This is a genomic window from Paenibacillus ginsengihumi DSM 21568 (genome assembly GCF_000380965.1).
Classification (GTDB): domain Bacteria; phylum Bacillota; class Bacilli; order Paenibacillales; family NBRC-103111; genus Paenibacillus_G; species Paenibacillus_G ginsengihumi.
This window is the reverse complement of the sequence record NZ_KB905551.1, coordinates 144,864-160,908: the sequence shown is the minus strand read 5'-3', so window position 1 is coordinate 160,908 and position 16,045 is coordinate 144,864. Positions and strand designations below refer to the sequence as shown.

The 16,045-nt window shown below is 60.1% G+C and carries 10 protein-coding genes; 9 read left to right on the top strand and 1 reads right to left on the bottom strand.

What is annotated here, in order from left to right; translation table 11 throughout:
* The first annotated feature begins 444 nt into the window (after window positions 1-444).
* The gene (locus F591_RS0103940) at window positions 445-732 is read left to right on the top strand and encodes a YolD-like family protein (RefSeq protein WP_169445830.1); all 288 of its coding nucleotides are present in this window, start codon (window positions 445-447) and stop codon (window positions 730-732) included.
* A 455-nt stretch (window positions 733-1,187) separates the two neighbouring features.
* On the opposite strand, the gene F591_RS0103930 is transcribed toward F591_RS0103940, so the two are convergent.
* The gene (locus tag F591_RS0103930) at window positions 1,188-2,129 is read right to left on the bottom strand and encodes an aldo/keto reductase family protein (protein ID WP_019533285.1); all 942 of its coding nucleotides are present in this window, start codon (window positions 2,127-2,129) and stop codon (window positions 1,188-1,190) included.
* 291 nt (window positions 2,130-2,420) lie between these two features.
* Between F591_RS0103930 and F591_RS0103925 the strand changes: the two genes are divergently transcribed.
* The 8 genes from F591_RS0103925 to F591_RS0103890 all read left to right on the top strand — a co-directional run bounded on the left by F591_RS0103925 (window position 2,421) and on the right by F591_RS0103890 (window position 15,943).
* Window positions 2,421-2,702: a DUF2277 domain-containing protein gene (locus F591_RS0103925; protein WP_019533284.1), complete on the top strand. Its 282-nt coding sequence runs from the start codon at window positions 2,421-2,423 to the stop codon at window positions 2,700-2,702.
* A 177-nt stretch (window positions 2,703-2,879) separates the two neighbouring features.
* Complete coding sequence (locus tag F591_RS0103920; protein WP_019533283.1) at window positions 2,880-3,632, top strand: IclR family transcriptional regulator; 753 nt, start codon at window positions 2,880-2,882, stop codon at window positions 3,630-3,632.
* Between the two features lie 207 nt (window positions 3,633-3,839).
* Entirely contained in the window at window positions 3,840-5,633 is a 1,794-nt protein-coding gene (locus tag F591_RS0103915) for an L-fucose isomerase (RefSeq protein WP_019533282.1), read from the top strand.
* A 207-nt stretch (window positions 5,634-5,840) separates the two neighbouring features.
* Window positions 5,841-6,773, top strand: a complete 933-nt coding sequence (locus F591_RS0103910; protein WP_019533281.1) for a dihydrodipicolinate synthase family protein — start codon at window positions 5,841-5,843, stop codon at window positions 6,771-6,773.
* Window positions 6,774-7,070: 297 nt separating this feature from the next.
* Window positions 7,071-9,023 carry an ATP-dependent DNA helicase gene (locus tag F591_RS0103905; protein WP_019533280.1) on the top strand — a complete coding sequence of 651 codons (1,953 nt, stop codon included), beginning with the start codon at window positions 7,071-7,073 and terminating at the stop codon, window positions 9,021-9,023.
* Window positions 9,024-9,170: 147 nt separating this feature from the next.
* Complete coding sequence (locus F591_RS0103900; protein ID WP_019533279.1) at window positions 9,171-11,264, top strand: glycosyl hydrolase 115 family protein; 2,094 nt, start codon at window positions 9,171-9,173, stop codon at window positions 11,262-11,264.
* 967 nt (window positions 11,265-12,231) lie between these two features.
* Complete coding sequence (locus F591_RS27320; protein ID WP_169445829.1) at window positions 12,232-14,187, top strand: ABC transporter ATP-binding protein; 1,956 nt, start codon at window positions 12,232-12,234, stop codon at window positions 14,185-14,187.
* A gap of 19 nt (window positions 14,188-14,206) precedes the next feature.
* Complete coding sequence (locus tag F591_RS0103890; RefSeq protein WP_019533276.1) at window positions 14,207-15,943, top strand: ABC transporter ATP-binding protein; 1,737 nt, start codon at window positions 14,207-14,209, stop codon at window positions 15,941-15,943.
* Window positions 15,944-16,045: the final 102 nt, after the last annotated feature.

Genomic DNA, 16,045 nt, shown 5'->3' with positions numbered 1-16,045 from the left:
AAGTCGGAATCTGGTCTGCCGGGCTGGGACGGAACCGGAGCTGCTTGCGCAGTGGTGGGGACCTTACGGTTTCACGAATACGATCCAAAGAGCAGCATGTGCCTTCCATTTTTGGGCGGTAAGCGTGAACCGCCGAACAACTTCGTTGGATTCCCGCGCGGCACTTGTCGCCCCATCCATTTTCATCGCATTCGTTCCATAGGAACAAGTTCCCGGACGGCATCGCCAGCGTAACGTCGCATGTGATATGTTGTGTCACCCATAGGAGGATTCCGTGCCCATTCCGGGCGTCCGCCATATCCGCGCACGGAGCGCCGTCCGTGACGGCCTTGGGGCTCCGCTTTTTTCGCACAATGACATGCGCAGGCGATTCTTGTCTTGCATATCCTCCCCGTTCGCTCTATAATATGGGAACAAATGTTCTTGTTATGGGGTGGTTGCAGGATGCGAAATAACATCTCTATGGATGAGAAGCTCAGGGGTTTTTCCGAGCATTCTCTCAATCGGGCGCACGACGAGCAAGACTTTGAATCGATTACGCGTGCGTTAGGCGTAGCTTTATTTACCGAAAAAGAGGTGATCGTAACCGTCTGGAGCGAGGAAGAGGACCAGAGCATCCGGGGGAAAATTACGAAGTTCGATCGCACGAGCAGACGGTTTCGGGTGGAAAACGCCGAAGAATACTCGTGGATTTCGTTTGACGATGTGCGCAGCATCGATTTGATTATTTAGGAAAATCCAGGATAATACAGGAAGGCGGTGACATCGTGGCTGAGGCTTGCATATCCGAAACGATGGAGAGGAGCCAACGCATGAGCGAAGCAAAACCGAAAGTCGATCGTCATTCGAAAGCCGGATTCGGTCGTTTCATTCAAGTGCGGTTAGTCGCCGATCTGTAATACTATACCGATTGAGCGGTCTATTTTCCGCCACTTTGTGGTTATCGACAGGCCTATTATGGCAACGCCTGCGGGCTGGAAGCCGCAAGCCGCTAAGCCTGCGCATCGCTACGATCTGCGTACGGCAAGCCGCTGCGTCCGCACAAAAGCAAAGCGGCCCGGCGCCGGTTTGTTTGCCATCGCCGGCCCGAACCGCTCATTGCCGCCATCGCTCGCTGCCAGGCGCGCTTCCGGCCGGATAAGCGGCCAGCGTCTCTGGGCGGCTCCGCAGTGGCTATCAGCGTGCGGTTATCCTTGCAAAATTTCCTCAACAGCGCTCAGCGTATCCTCGGACAGCTTGATGCCTGACGCGCCGCAGTTTTCTATGACTTGCTCCGGACGGCTGGCGCCGACGAGGGCGCTGGACACGTTGTCCTGGCGAAGCACCCAGGCGATGGCCAGCTGCGATACCTTGATGCCGAGCTCGGCAGCCAGAGCGGAGAGCCGCTCTACCTTGCGCAGCGACGCCTCGTTCAACCGCTTCTCGTCCCAGTTTTTGCTGGCGGCGCGGCTTTCGGGCGGGATGGGCTCTCCGACACGATATTTGCCGGTCAGCAGCCCTTGGGCGAGCGGGGAGAAGACAACTTGCCCGAAGCCCTTGGCTTTGCCGAGCGGAATGATTTCTTTCTCAATATACCGGTTGAACATATTATAGATCGGCTGGTTGACGATCAGTTTGTCCAGCAGCAGCCGGTCGGCGATCGCGTACGCCTCGGTAATTTGCGCCGGAGTCCATTCGCTGACGCCGATGTACAGCACTTTGCCCTGCGTGACGAGGTCGTCCAAGGCGCGAAGCGTCTCTTCGAGCGGCGTCTCCGGATCGTACCGGTGACAATAATAAATGTCAATGTAGTCCGTGCCGAGCCGCTTCAGGCTTGCTTCGCACTGCTCCATGATATGTTTGCGGGACAAGCCGCGGTCGTTCGGACCTTCGCCCATTTTGTTGAACACCTTGGTTGCGAGCACATAGGAATCCCGCGGATAACGGGACAGCGCCTTGCCCATGACCTTCTCGGCTTCTCCGCGCTCGTACACATTGGCGGTATCGAAAAAGTTGACGCCGAGATCGTACGCTTGCTCGATAGAGCGAACCGCGGGATCGTCGGCAATGTAGCCGCCGTACGTCAGCCAGCTGCCGAGGCTGATTTCGCTCACCTTCAGACCGCTGTTTCCAAGCTTCCGGTATTCCACAGGGTAACGCCTCCTTGCCGAATCGATTAGGTGAAAATTTGACGGTAATCCGCCGAGCAAAATTTCAACACCGCAGGCAACGTCCGATGAAGAACAAATCGCTCCTCATAGGCGTCTGTCTTTATTATAGGAACATTTTCCGCTGTTGGTAAGTACTGAAAAACAGTAGAGTAAGTTACCTGAACGTGCGAGACTTACCTCAAGATAAGTAAGCTCGCGGCTGGCAAGGAGCCCGCAAGCTGTAGTAAGATGACAGCAATAGCAAATCTCGCGAATGAAAGGAGAATGCTCATGTGCCGCAGTATTAAGCCGCTGTTCAACTTCGACCCGCCGGCGACCGACGAGGAGATTCAAGCCGCATCGCTTCAATTTGTGAGAAAAATTTCAGGCTTCGCCAAGCCTTCGAAGGCGAACGAGGAGGCGTTCAGCCGCGCCGTTAACGAGGTCGCCGCTGCCGCCCGGATGCTGCTCGACTCGCTTGTAACCGATGCGCAGCCCCGCAACCGCGAGGTCGAGGCCGAAAAGGCCCGGGCCCGATCGTTCCAACGGTTCGGCCGCTCATCCCAAACGTGATATGTTTGTGCCGTGCCGCGTTGCAGCTGCCTTCTGGCACGCTGCCATGCAATGCGCCCCAACCTCCGTTGTTTTCAGAACCGATATCTTTCAAAAACGACGCCTGTGACGATGGATTCCTTTCGTTATCGGTCGTTGCCAGCGGTGTTGAAATTTTGTAGCGAAGAGGTCGATACGATGCCGGAAGAGATCAAAGTGAAATCGTTATATAAAGCGCTGCGCATCCTGGATTGCTTCAAGCCGGATACGCCGGAGCTGGGAATTACCGAAATCAGCGAGCAGCTCGGCTTGTACAAGAGCAACGTTCACAATATTGTCGATACGTTCGTCAAAGCGGGGTATTTGGAGCAAAATCCGGAAAACGGCAAATACCGGCTCGGCTTGAAAATTCTCGAGCTTGGGAACGTCATCTCCAGCAACATCAATTTTCGCAAAATCATCGTGCCGTATATGCAGCAGTTGGCCGACGAAACGAAAGAAACCGTGTATCTCGGCATTCCGAGCGAGACGGAGGTGATCTATCTCGATTCGGCCTCGCCGAAAAACCAGCTGTCCACGAGATCGATGCTGGGAGTCAAAGCGCCGCTGTACTGCACGGGCATCGGCAAGGCCATGCTGGCCTTTATGCCGGAGGAAACGGCCGACGCCGTCAGCGCCAAGGGGCTGAAGAAATATACGGATCAGACGATCACAGACCGGCAGGCACTGCTGGACGAGCTTGCGCTGATTCGCTCCCGAGGCTATTCGACCGACAACATGGAGCACGAATTCGGCATCAAATGCGTCGGCATGCCGGTGCGCGGCCGCAAGGGGCAGGTCATCGCCGGCATCAGCATATCGGGCCCTTCGCTGCGTTTCGGCGACGAACAGATCGTCTTCTATGCCGCGAAGCTGAAGGGCATCGTCGCTTCGATTGAAGACAAGCTGTAATCATGTGAAGACAAGCTGGAATCATGCCAAAAAAAGGATTGTATTCGCCCGTTCGATGCCATAAAATGAAAATGTAATATTTGAGAACGATGTTCTCCGATAAAGAACAGAAATCAACTCGAAGCGCACGTTTTATTTTTTTATATCAAAATAAGAACAATGTTCTTTATTGGAGAACAATCATAATCAAAAGGAGAGATCGCATTGATGAAAGCGGCAAGCCTGCATCGGCCGGGCTACGGAGCGATGCCGAAGATCGGAATACGGCCTGTCATCGACGGACGGCGGGGAGGCATCCGGGAATCGCTGGAGGAGCCGACGATGAAGATGGCGCAAGCGGCGGCCCGGTTTCTTTCGGAGCGGCTGCGTCATCCTAGCGGCGAGCCGGTCGAATGCGTGATCAGCGACACGACGATCGGCGGCGTCGCGGAAGCGGCCCGCGCCGCGGAGAAATTCGCGCGGGAAGGGGTCGGCGCCACGCTGACGGTCAGCCCGTCGTGGTGCTACCCGACCGAGACGATGGATACTGATCCGTGGATGCCCAAGGCGATCTGGGGCTTCAACGGCACAGAGCGGCCGGGAGCGGTGTACCTGGCCTCGGCGCTGGCCGGGCACAATCAGAAGGGGCTGCCGGCGTTCGCCATCTACGGCAAGGACGTGCAGGATATCGGCGACACGACGATCCCGGGGGACGTGCAGCAGAAGCTGCTGCTGTTCGCCAAGGCGGGCCTTGCCGTGGCGTATATGCGCGGCAAATCGTATTTGTCCATGGGCTCGGTCTCCATGGGGATCGCCGGCTGCATCGTGGATGAATCCTTTTTCCAGGACTATCTGGGCATGCGCAACGAGTACGTCGACATGACGGAATTTGTGCGGCGGATCGAGCGGGAAATCTATGACCGGGAGGAATACAGGATCGCCCTGGAGTGGACCCGCAAGCACTGCCGGCCCGGCGCCGAGGTGAACCCGCCCCATCTGCAGCGAACAGCGGAGCAGAAGGAGAAGGACTGGGAGACCGTGGTCAAAATGGCGCTGATCGCCCGCGACCTGATGGTCGGCAATCCGAAATTGGCGGAGCTGGGCTACGAGGAGGAAGCGGCCGGGCACAACGCCATCGCCGCCGGCTTTCAGGGGCAGCGGGCGTGGACCGACCACTTTCCGACCGGCGACTTCATGGAGGCCATCCTGTGCAGCTCCTTCGACTGGAACGGGAAGCGGGAGCCTTACATCCTCGCCACCGAGAACGATAACCTGAACGCCGTTACGATGCTGCTCGGGCATCTGCTGACGAACAGCGCGCAAATTTTCGCCGATGTCCGGACCTATTGGAGCCCTGAAGCGGTGCGGCGCGTCACCGGGCAATCGCTGCAGGGGCGGGCGCAGCATGGCGTCATTCATCTGATCAACTCCGGCCCGGCGGCGCTGGACGGCACCGGGGAGCAGACGGCCGGGGGAGCGCCGGCGATGAAGCCGTTCTGGGACATAACCGATGAAGAGGTTAGCAGGTGCCTGGAGGCGACGCGGTGGTGCCCGGCGGTCGACTTCTTCCGCGGCGGCGGCTTCTCGACCGATTACGCGACGCGCGGCGGCATGCCGGTCACGATGGCCCGCATCAATCTGATCAAGGGGCTCGGCCCCGTGCTCCAGCTGGCCGAAGGCTGGACGGTCGAGCTCGATCCCGAGGTGCACCGCATCCTCGACGAGCGCAGCAATCCGACCTGGCCGACGACGTGGTTCGTGCCGAACTTGACCGGCGACGGTCCGTTCCGGGACGTATACAGCGTCATGAACAATTGGGGGTCCAATCACTGCGCCGTCAGCTGCGGGCATGTGGGAGCGGACCTGATCACGCTCGCCTCGATGCTGCGCATTCCGGTAAGCATGCACAATGTGCCGCAGGAGCGCATATTCAGGCCGAGCGCCTGGGCCGCCTTCGGCGCGAACGACCCGACGGGCGCCGATTACCGGGCTTGCGCCGCCTTCGGCCCGCTGTATCGGTAATGACGGGGCTTTCGCCCGAGCCCCCCATCGCCGTGATGCTGCGGACACCGCGCGCGGCTAGGCCTGGCAGAAGTCTGCCCGGATCGGCGTTCGCCGCTGCATCTGTCCGCACTATATCCCGAGCGCCCCGTACCAGGGCACCAGGTACAGCCGGCGGGCGTTCATCTTAAGCGGGGCTGCGCTGGCTGCCCCGGAAAGGAAGCGGTTATGAGCATATCGATAGCAAACGGCGTATGGCCGACCATGATTACCCCGTTTACCGCGGAGAACCGCGTCGATTACGCTGCTCTGGAGCAGCTGGTCGAATGGTATATCGGGCACGGCGTGCACGGCTTGTTCGCCGTCTGCCAGTCCAGCGAGATGTTTTGCCTGACGCTGGAGGAAAGAGTGGAAATCGCCCGTTTTGTCAAAGAGAAGGCAGCAGGTCGCGTTCAGGTGATCGCCTCGGGGCATATTTCCGATGCGCCGGAGGAGCAGATCGCCGAGCTGAAGCGGATCGCCGCCGCCGGAGTGGACGCCCTCGTGCTGGTCAGCAACCGGCTGGCTGCAGCGGAGGACGACGACAGCGTGTGGCGGGAGCACGCGCGGAGGCTGCTGGACGCCATTCCGGACGTGCCCTTCGGAATCTATGAATGCCCTTATCCGTACAAAAGGCTGCTGTCCCCCGAACTGCTGAGCTGGTGCGCCGAAACCGGGAGATTCCTGTTCCTGAAGGATACGTGCTGCGATCTGGAGCAGCTCCGGGCCAAGCTCGCGGCGGTTGACGGCAGCCAGCTGAAAATTTTCAACGCCAATTCGGCGACGCTGCTGGGCTCGCTTCAGCTGGGGGCGGCCGGCTTTAGCGGCGTGATGGCCAATTTCCATCCCGAGCTGTACGTGTCGCTGATGGAGAATTGGCGCGAGGCGCCGGAGCTGGCGGCGAAGCTGCAGGCTTTTCTCGGCGCGGCCTCGCTGATCGAGCTGCAGTATTATCCGGTCAACGCCAAATATCATTTGCAGCGGCTCGGACTGAGCCTGACGACCGCCAGCCGGGTCAAGGACGCTGCCGGACTGCGCGGCAATCACCGGCTCGAGGTGGAGCAGCTGGAGCTGCTCAGCGGCATGGTGAAGCAGCAGCTGCTGGCGGAAGCCGCTTGTTGAGCCATATCGAATCATATCGCCTGAGCTGAATAATCGGACGCGGCGCAAACCCCGGACCTTCGTCATCTCGACGGGAGGCCCGGGGTTTTTTTGGCGTTGCCGCGAAGCGGGCTTGGCACATGAGCCGCCTGGAGCCGTATCAGCAATGGAGCAGCAACCAATGATGCCATATCGGTTCATGACATGATCACAGAACAATAACAACGATGCTATATCGGCATTGCATCGGTTCGGAATCTGTGTTAGATTTTTTATTTTGGACTTCCCTCATAATGGATTAACGGAGGCTACACGAGAGTGGATAGATTTCCTTTTGCATACGATCCGACGCAGCCCTTCCTTCCGCAGGTCGGCGCCTGGGCGGCGGACGTCTTCTACGACATTTTGCCGGAAAGCGGCTTCGAGGTGCGTGACGAGCAAATTTATATGGCGTTTCAGCTGGAGCGGGCGTTCGCCGAGAAGCGGGTGATTTTCGCGGAAGCGGGGGTCGGCACGGGCAAAACGCTGGTCTATTTGCTCTACGCCGTCTGCTATGCGCGCTATACGCGCAAGCCTGCCGTGATCGCCTGCGCGGATGAATCGCTGATCGAGCAGTTGGTGAAGCCGGAGGGCGATATCGCCAAGCTGTCGCGGCATCTCGGTCTGAATGTCGATGCCCGCCTCGGCAAGTCGCCGGATCAATATGTATGCCTGAAAAAGCTGGACGAAGCGCGGTTCGGAGACGAGGACGGCGAGCTGTATGAGGAGCTGTACGAGGCACTGCCCCCGTTCGTCCGCTCCCGCGGCGGGCTGCAGACGTTTCATGCATACGGAGACCGCAGGGACTACGCTCATCTCAGCGACGAGCAGTGGGGGCGCATCAACTGGGACGCCTTCCAGGACTGCCTCGTCTGCGACAAGCGGCACCGCTGCGGCCAGACGCTCTCGCGCGAACATTACCGCCGGTCCGCCGACCTGATCGTCTGCTCTCACGATTTTTATATGGAGCACGTATGGACGTACGAAGGGCGCAAACGGGAGGGCCAGCTGCCGCTGCTGCCGGAGCACTGCGCCGTCGTCTTTGACGAAGGGCATCTGCTGGAAGCGGCTGCGCAGAAAGCGCTCACCTATACGCTGAAGCAGTCCGTGTTCGAGGAGCTGATCAGCCGGCTGCTGAAGGGGGAGATCCGCGAGACGCTGGCGCTGCGCGTCGAAGAGGCGATCGAGCAGAGCGCGGCGCTGTTCGGCCTGCTGGAGAGCGGCAGCGAAGAGATCCCCGGCTCCCAGCGGAAGCGGATCGCGCTGGACGAGCCGCTCGCCCGGGAAGCAGCCCGTTTTCGCCAGCTGATGGAAGCGATTGAGGAGGAGCTTGTATTCGAGAGCGGGCTGTATACGCTGAACGAATATCAGCTGCGCATCGTCGAGGAGCATCTGGAGATGATGCAGAAGGCGCTGAAACTGTTCGAGCGGCCAGAGACGTTCGTCGGCTGGGTTACGGGCAGCGGCAGCGGGCTCGCGCTGTCCGTCATGCCGCGCATGGTGAAGGATGTGCTGCGGGAGCGCGTCTTCAGCCTGAAGCTGCCGCTCGTCTTCTCGTCCGCCACGCTGTCGGTGGACGGCGATTTTCGATATATTGCCGATAGCCTCGGGGTTGAGGACTATTTGTCTTTTTCCACGCCATCCCCTTACGATTACGCGCAGCGGATGAACGTCTATGCTCCGAAGCTGCCTCCGGAAGAACCGTTCGATGCGAAAATGGAGCTGGCCGTCCAGCTGCTAAAGCGAACGGAAGGCAGAGCGCTCGTGCTGTTTCCGGCAACGCAGGAGCTGCTGCGCTTCAAGCGGGAGCTCGTCCGGCATCCGGCGTGTGCCGGAATGCGGTTCCTGTTCGAGGGCGACGCGGAGATCAGTCATTTGATCTCTGAATTTCAGCGCGACGAGACGAGCAGCTTGTGCGCGGTCAGCCTGTGGGAAGGGCTTGACGTGCCCGGCCCGTCCTTGTCGAACGTTATCGTCTGGTCGCTGCCTTATCCGCCGCGCGATCCGGTCTTTATGGCGAAGCGGCAGGAATCGTCTGCACCCTTCGAGGAAGTGGACCTGCCGTACATGCTGCTGCGGCTCCGCCAAGGGCTGGGCCGGCTCATCCGCACCCGTGGGGACAGCGGCCAGGTCGGCATCCTGAGCGGAGAGCTGCACGCGGACCCGGCGCTGCGCCGCCGCATCGAGGCCGTGCTTCCGGAAGGCGTGCGGCTGAAGGAAGAGCTGGATTAGGCGGCAGAGCGCCCAGGAATTTTGCCAGCCCGGCGAAAAAAGACGCTTGGGCATGCGGCCGCCTGATCGATATAGTAGGTAGATGAAACGCCCAGGACAAGCGATTCGATTGTCATCGGCAGACACGCAGGAAAGGGTGGAGAGAAGATGAGCAGTTCCTCTAAGATCATGCAGTTAGGGAAAAAGATTCGCATCGGAGTCCCGGAAGCGATGACTCCGCCGGTAGAGCATGCGGTGCGCATGCTGACCAGGGACTGGCTGGCTGTGCTGGGCGAAGAGCCGGCGGTGACGTCAGACCCGCAGGAGGCGGCGGCGATCCGCATCCGTTATGCGGTCCGGGAGGACGAGCTGGCGGATCGTCCGGAGGCGTTCGGTTACCGCTTCAAGGAAGAGCGGAGCCGCCTCTGCCTCCATATGGTCGGCAGCGATGATTTGGGCATCATTTATGCGATTCTTCATTTCAGCCGGGTGTACCTCGGCATTCAGCCGTTCTGGTTCTGGGCCGATCAGACGATCGAACGCCGCGAGGAGCTGCGCGTGCCTTGCGAGGATTACGATTCGCCGGCGCCCCGCGTGCGCTACAGAGGCTGGTTCGTGAACGACGAGGTGTGCCTGATCGGCTGGAAGGAGCCTTATCCCCCGACCCGCGAAGTATGGATGCCGGTGTTCGAGGCGCTGCTGCGCTGCAGCGGCAATATGGTCATACCGGGCACCGATCTGCCGAAAACCGGCGTTCATTACGAGGTCGCCTCGGAGATGGGGCTGTGGATTACGCATCACCATGCGGAGCCGCTCGGCGCGGAAATGTTCCTCCGGGCTTATCCGGGGAAAGCCGCGAGCTACCGGGAGGAGCCGGAGCTGTTCGAACGCTTGTGGCTTGAGGCCATCGAGAAGCAGAAGGATCGCAAGGTCGTCTGGGTGCTGTCGTTCCGCGGCCAGGGAGACCGGCCGTTCTGGGAGAACGACCCGTACTTCGATACATCGGAGAAGCGGGGAGAGATGATCAGCCGCGTCATCCGCAGGCAGTACGGCATGATCCGGGACAAGGTTGCGCATCCCGTATGCTGCGTCGCTCTGTACGGCGAGATCGCCGAGCTGTACAAAGGCGGCTATATCGAGCTGCCGGAGGACGTCATTAAGGTGTGGGCGGACAACGGGTACGGCAAAATGGTGTCGCGCCGCCACGGCTACCTGAATCATCGTGTTCCGGCGCTTCCGACGGCCGGGGACGGCGGCAAGCACGGAATTTATTATCATGTGACGTTCCACGATTTGCAGGCTTCCAATCACTTGACCATGTTCCCGGGGCCGGCAAAATTTATCGCAGACGAAGTGATGCAGGCGTTCGCCGCGGGCGCCGACGAGTATTTGCTGCTCAACTGCGGCAACATTCGGCCGCACGTGTACCAGCTCGATTTGATCCGCGAGCTGTGGACCGAGGGGCACGCCGATGCCGAAGCGCACGCGGAACAATTCGTGAAGGCCTACTACAGCTCGCAGCATGAGACGATTTTGCGCCTGTACCGCACTTATGCAGGCAACGCCATCGCCTATGGGCCGCACGAGGACGACTGGGCGGGGGACGAATTTTATCATCACGCCGCCCGCAAAATCGTCGGCCACTGGCTGCAGGGCCGTACGGCGAACGCCCATCCGGGCTTGCGCTGGGCGACCGGCGATATGCCGTTCGCCGAGCAGGTGCGCTGGTTCCGGCAGCGCTGCGAGGAGGGCCTGCCGCGCTGGACGGAGTGGATCGCCCAGGTGGACGCGCTGCTCCCAGCATTGAACGAGACGGACGGACAAAGGGTGCGCGATCATCTCCGCTTCCACGGCATCCTGCACAGGTCCGGCTGCGAAGGCTTCATCCGGCTGTGCGAAGCCTACGACGCGTATGCGGGCGGACGTTACCCTGAGGCCTTCGTCCTGGCGTCCGAATCGCTGTGGAGCTACCGTGAAGGCTATCAGGCGCTGCGGGAAGCGGAGCACGGCAAGTGGGAGCGCTTCTATTGGGCCGACTGGCTGACGAACATCGAGAACACGATGAACCATGTCGATACGGCCCGCAAGTTTTTGCGCATGCACGGCGACAGCCCGGATGGCTTCGCCTGGTACAAGGCGTTCCTGATGCCCGAGACGGAGAAATACATCTATTTGGAAAATACGCACCGGCGGCCGCTGCCTGACGACGAGCTGGCGAGGCTGCTGCGGGACAAATTCGCGGCTGACGGCTTGCTCTCTTGACAATTCGCCGAAGCTCATCGGCGAATTGTCAAACCGCAGGTGACGACCGATGACGGCGGGATTCGCCCGTCATGGGCGTCTTCCTGTGCCTTGCACAGACCCTGCGGGTTCTCTCCGGGCGACACCGAGCACATGTGGCGAAAAATTCTGCAAAAAATGCAACATTTTCCGGCCTTTTCGCTCCAGAGGCAGGGGAATGTTGCATTTTGTGCAAAAATTTGGGCGAGTTTGGCTTCAAACGCGGGAACATCGCTCGAAATGTTGCACAAAGTGCAACATTGAGCCGCAAACAGGGGGGGGCGCCTCGTTTTTGTTGTACAAAATACAACATTTGCGGACTATCTTGGAAATAGCCCCCCCCCCAGGGCGGTGCGGCTCATTTTCACCATCTGATGGTGCCGTGCAAGCGGCATGGGGGTCTATCTTGAAAAATTGGACGGGATTCCTCCGACGAATTTTTCAATACCGAAGGTGACGACCGATGACGAAGGAGTCGTTCGTCATAGGCGTCTATCTTGAAAATAGCCCCGGGTCCGCGGTCCATTTTCATCTTCTGATGGTGCTGCGTCAGCGGCATGGAATATGCGATGGGAGGCAAACGTAATATGCGATGGGGAGCAAGCTGCCGACCTGCCCAGGCGCGGCGCGTCCAGAATCCCGGGGCGCCATTTGCCCCGAAGCGGCGGTTGGGGCAGATGCGACTCCTCTCTTCGCTGCCGCCGGTCGAGCACCAGTTGAAGGACAGGCCCACGAGCTGAGGGACAGCCTTGGAAGCGTAACGGCCGCGCAGCTGATCCGTTGAAAGATCGTATTGTCCATGAAAAGGGGTAAAATCATCTATTTAAACCGCTTTCTTCCTATGTTAAGCTGATGGATAATCTTATCATGCGTCAAGCTGATGGATAATCTTATCACGCGCGTCACGCGCGCTGCGGAATCAACGGAAGATCCGAAAGGGATGAGCCGTTTGGATAAGACAAAGAGATGGGAAGAAGCGATACAGGAGCGGGAGCAGGCCAAGGACCGGGACGGCGCAGGGGAACGCAGGAATCGCCTTCGCCATGCTGGAGCGGAAGACCCGCGCGAGAAGCGCGGCGCTCTCGGAGCGGGGCGGCCGGGCGGACGCGGGCGCAGCCGGGACGAAGGTGGCGAGGACGAGAAGGACTGCGCCTGGAATCCGTCCAAGAACGGCTGGCACTATTGTAAAGTATATGTTTGGCTTCTCGCTTACTTGAAACCGTATGGGTGGCATATGGCGTTGTTTATCGTCTGCGGGCTGCTGATTTCCTTGTCGCAGATGAGCGTCTTTCGCGTTATTCAGCATATCATCGACGAGGTGGTCATGGCCGGGAATACAGGCGAGTTCAAGTTCATCGTCCTGGGGCTTACGCTGATTCTCGCAATCATGTTCGGGGCGATGGCGGCGAACAATCTGCTGTCCCGGCTGATCCGGGAGAAGGCGTCGCGCGATCTGCAGTTCGACTGCATCCGGCAGCTGCGGCGGCTCAGCTTCTCCTATTACGAGAGCCACGCCGTCGGCGAGACGCTCTCGCTGCTGAACAGCGACGTACAGGCGGTGCAGGGCATTTACCAGCGGCATTTTCCGAATCTGATCAACAATGGCCTGCTGCTGCTCGTCGCTCTCGGCTTCGTGCTGCACATGAACGCGCCGCTGACGCTGGCGACGCTGCCTTGTTTTTTTCTGTATTACATGGTCGGGCCGTATTTGACGAAAAAAACATCCTACTGGGGCAAGGTCGCCAGAGACCGCAGGACGGATTGGAACCGCAAAATATACGAAAGCATCAGCGGTATAACGGAAATGCGGGCATACCGCAGCGAATCGTGGGACCTCATGCGGTTCGGGCAAAAGCATGACAGCTACAACGAGAGCCAGCGCAAACAGTTTATTTTCCGCGGGCTCCGGGCGCTTGCCCGGCAGCTGTCATCGTTTGCGGGCATGCTCGTCATGTTCGTCTTCGGCGCTTACCTGAACCGGATCGGCTCGCTGTCGGTCGGCGAGTTCGTCGCCTTCACGATGTATTATCAGATGCTGAACCGGCAGTCGACGCAGCTCGTCTCGATCTTTATGGATCAGAGCCTGCTGCTGCACCAAGGGGAGAAGCTGAAGCAGTTCATGGAGCTGCATCCGGAGGTGAAGGAGGCCGAGCGGCCGTCGGCGCTGCCGCGCATCAGCGGCAACCTCCGCTTTGACAGCGTCCGGTTCGGGTACGGAGCGCGCGACGTGCTGCGCGATTTTTCGCTCGAGATTCGGGCTGGGGAGAGGGTGGCGCTGGTTGGCACGAGCGGCAACGGGAAGTCCACGATCCTGAAGCTGATCGCCCGCTTCTACGATCCGGCCGAGGGCGAAATTCGGCTGGACGGGGTGCCGCTCAAGGACTTGCCGTTCAGCCAGCTGCGGGATGCGATCGGCATCGTCTTCCAGGAGACGTATTTGTTCGGGGCGACGGTTCGCGACAACATCCGTTTCGGCAACCCTGAGGCGACCGACGAGCAGATCGTCGAGGCGGCCAAGGCAGCCTGCGCACACGAATTCATCATGGCGCTGCCAAGCGGCTACGACACGCAGGTGGGCGAACGGGGAGTCAAGCTGTCCGGCGGGCAGCGGCAGCGCATCGCGATCGCCCGGATGTTCATCAAGGATCCGCGCATCGTGCTGCTGGACGAGGCGACGTCGGCGCTGGACAACGTCAGCGAGCGCGACGTGCTGAAAGCGCTAGAGAGGCTGATGCAGGGCCGCACGACGGTGACGGTCGCCCACCGCCTGTCGACGGTTCGCAACTATGACCGGATCGTCGTCGTGCGCGACGGCCGGGTCGCGGAGGAAGGCGCTTACCGCGAGCTGATGGAGCGGGGAGGCTGGCTGTACGAGCTCGAAGGGGAGCGTATAGCAAACGCATAGGACGGAAAGGAAGCGGCGGATGAAGACGATCCGATGGGTGTGGGAGCTGCTCGGCCGGGCCAAATGGGCCGTGCTGCTCAGCATGGCGGTGCTGGCCGTGGCGCAATCGGCGCAAATCATGGCCCAGGGCTCGCAGAAATTTCTGATCGACGACGTGCTCGTCGGCAAAGATTACGGCAAGCTGAAATGGGTGCTGCTGTACTTGACGCTGACATATCTCAGCTCGTATGTGCTGAACGGGTGGGGCCGCTATTTGACGAGAATGAACGGCCTCGCGCTGCACCGGCGCATGGGCGGTGGCCTGATGGCGGTTATTCAGCGAATGCCGCTCGCCTCGATTCAAAGCAGCCGGACGGCCAAGTGGGTGCAGTATTTTACAAGCGATATCCAGAACGTGTCCTCGTTTGTTACCGACGAGCTGCCCCGAGGCGTCCAGCAGATCGCGGGCACGCTGCTGCTCGTTATCGTCATCGGCTGGAACAGCCCGGTGGCGCTGGCGATTGTGACGCTATTCAGCGGGCTTTATATCGGCATCGGCCGATATTACGGCCCGATCATGCGCAAGCAGACGAGGGAGATGCAGGAGAAGCGGGGCGAGATGCTGACCAAAATCGAAGAAGGGATTTCCTCGACGCGCGAGGTGATTGCCTTCAACCGGATGGAGTGGGAGGAGAAGAACTTCCGGAACGCTTTTGCCGTCTTTTTCGATAAAGTGATGGAGAACGGCAAGCTGGCGAACGGGCAGCTGCTGCTCAGCCATTCGGCGCAGTGGATCGGGCGGATGGCGGTGCTGGTGTTCGGCGGTTATTCCGTTATCCGGGGCAGCGTCTCGATCGGCGTCTTCGTCATCGTGTACCAGTATTGCAATCAGCTGTTCAACAATTTTCAAGCGGTTTTTAACTTTGCGATGAATATGTCCGGGCAGCTGGCTTATGTGGACAGGGTCAAGGAGCTGTTCGACCAGGAGCGCTTGAGCGACGGCGCGAGCCCGCTGGAGGCGAAGGTGCGCAGCCTAAGCTTCGAGCGTGTGACGTTCGCTTATCCCGGCACGGTTAAGCAGGTGCTGAGCGAGCTGACCTTATCGCTGCCGGCGGGGAAGAAGATCGCGATCGTCGGGGCGAGCGGCGGCGGCAAATCGACAGTGACGCAGCTGCTGCTGCGGTTCTTCGAACCGTCGTCGGGCGTCATCCGGGTGAACGGGATTCCGCTCTCCGAGATTCGGCGGACAGATTGGCTGGAGAAGCTGGCGGTCGTCTTCCAGGAGCCGTTCCTGCTGCCGGATACGATCCGCAGCAATCTGCTGTTCGGGCGCGGCGACGTGCCGGAAAGCCGGATGATCGAGGCGTGCCGCGCCGCGCAAATTCACGATTTTATCATGACGCTGGACGAAGGCTACGATACGGTGATCGGCGAGCGGGGCTATACGCTGTCGGGAGGGCAGCGCCAGCGGCTCGCCATCGCCAGGGCGCTGCTGCGCGATCCCGAAATCTTGATCCTGGATGAGGCAACCTCGGCGCTCGATATGGAGACCGAACGCCGGCTGCAGGAGCAGCTCGACGAGCAGCGGGCCGGCCGCACGATGCTGATCATCGCCCACCGGCTGTCGACGATTCGCAATGCCGACCTGATTCTCGTCATGCATCAGGGCCGGATCGTCGAGCAGGGGACGCACCGGGAGCTGATAGCCGGCGGAGCGGTATACCCGCAGCTCGTCGCCACGATGAGCGATGCGGAGCCGGGATCGGCAGGGGCCTGACGGGCGACGGGCCGGCGCGCGCACCCGTACACGCCTTGCTGCGGCTTGCTGCGCAAGCTGCCCGGCCCGGGCGGCTGCTGACAGCCGAAGCTCCCGGTTTCC

Excerpts from the sequence above, each read along its gene's own strand:
- F591_RS0103890 (WP_019533276.1), top strand. The coding sequence starts at position 14,207 with ATGAAGACGATCCGATGGGTGTGGGAGCTGCTCGGCCGGGCCAAATGG.
- F591_RS0103900 (WP_019533279.1), top strand. The coding sequence starts at position 9,171 with ATGAGCAGTTCCTCTAAGATCATGCAGTTAGGGAAAAAGATTCGCATC.
- F591_RS0103920 (WP_019533283.1), top strand. The coding sequence starts at position 2,880 with ATGCCGGAAGAGATCAAAGTGAAATCGTTATATAAAGCGCTGCGCATC.
- F591_RS0103925 (WP_019533284.1), top strand. The coding sequence starts at position 2,421 with ATGTGCCGCAGTATTAAGCCGCTGTTCAACTTCGACCCGCCGGCGACC.
- F591_RS0103940 (WP_169445830.1), top strand. The coding sequence starts at position 445 with ATGCGAAATAACATCTCTATGGATGAGAAGCTCAGGGGTTTTTCCGAG.
- F591_RS0103915 (WP_019533282.1), top strand. The coding sequence starts at position 3,840 with ATGAAAGCGGCAAGCCTGCATCGGCCGGGCTACGGAGCGATGCCGAAG.
- F591_RS0103910 (WP_019533281.1), top strand. The coding sequence starts at position 5,841 with ATGAGCATATCGATAGCAAACGGCGTATGGCCGACCATGATTACCCCG.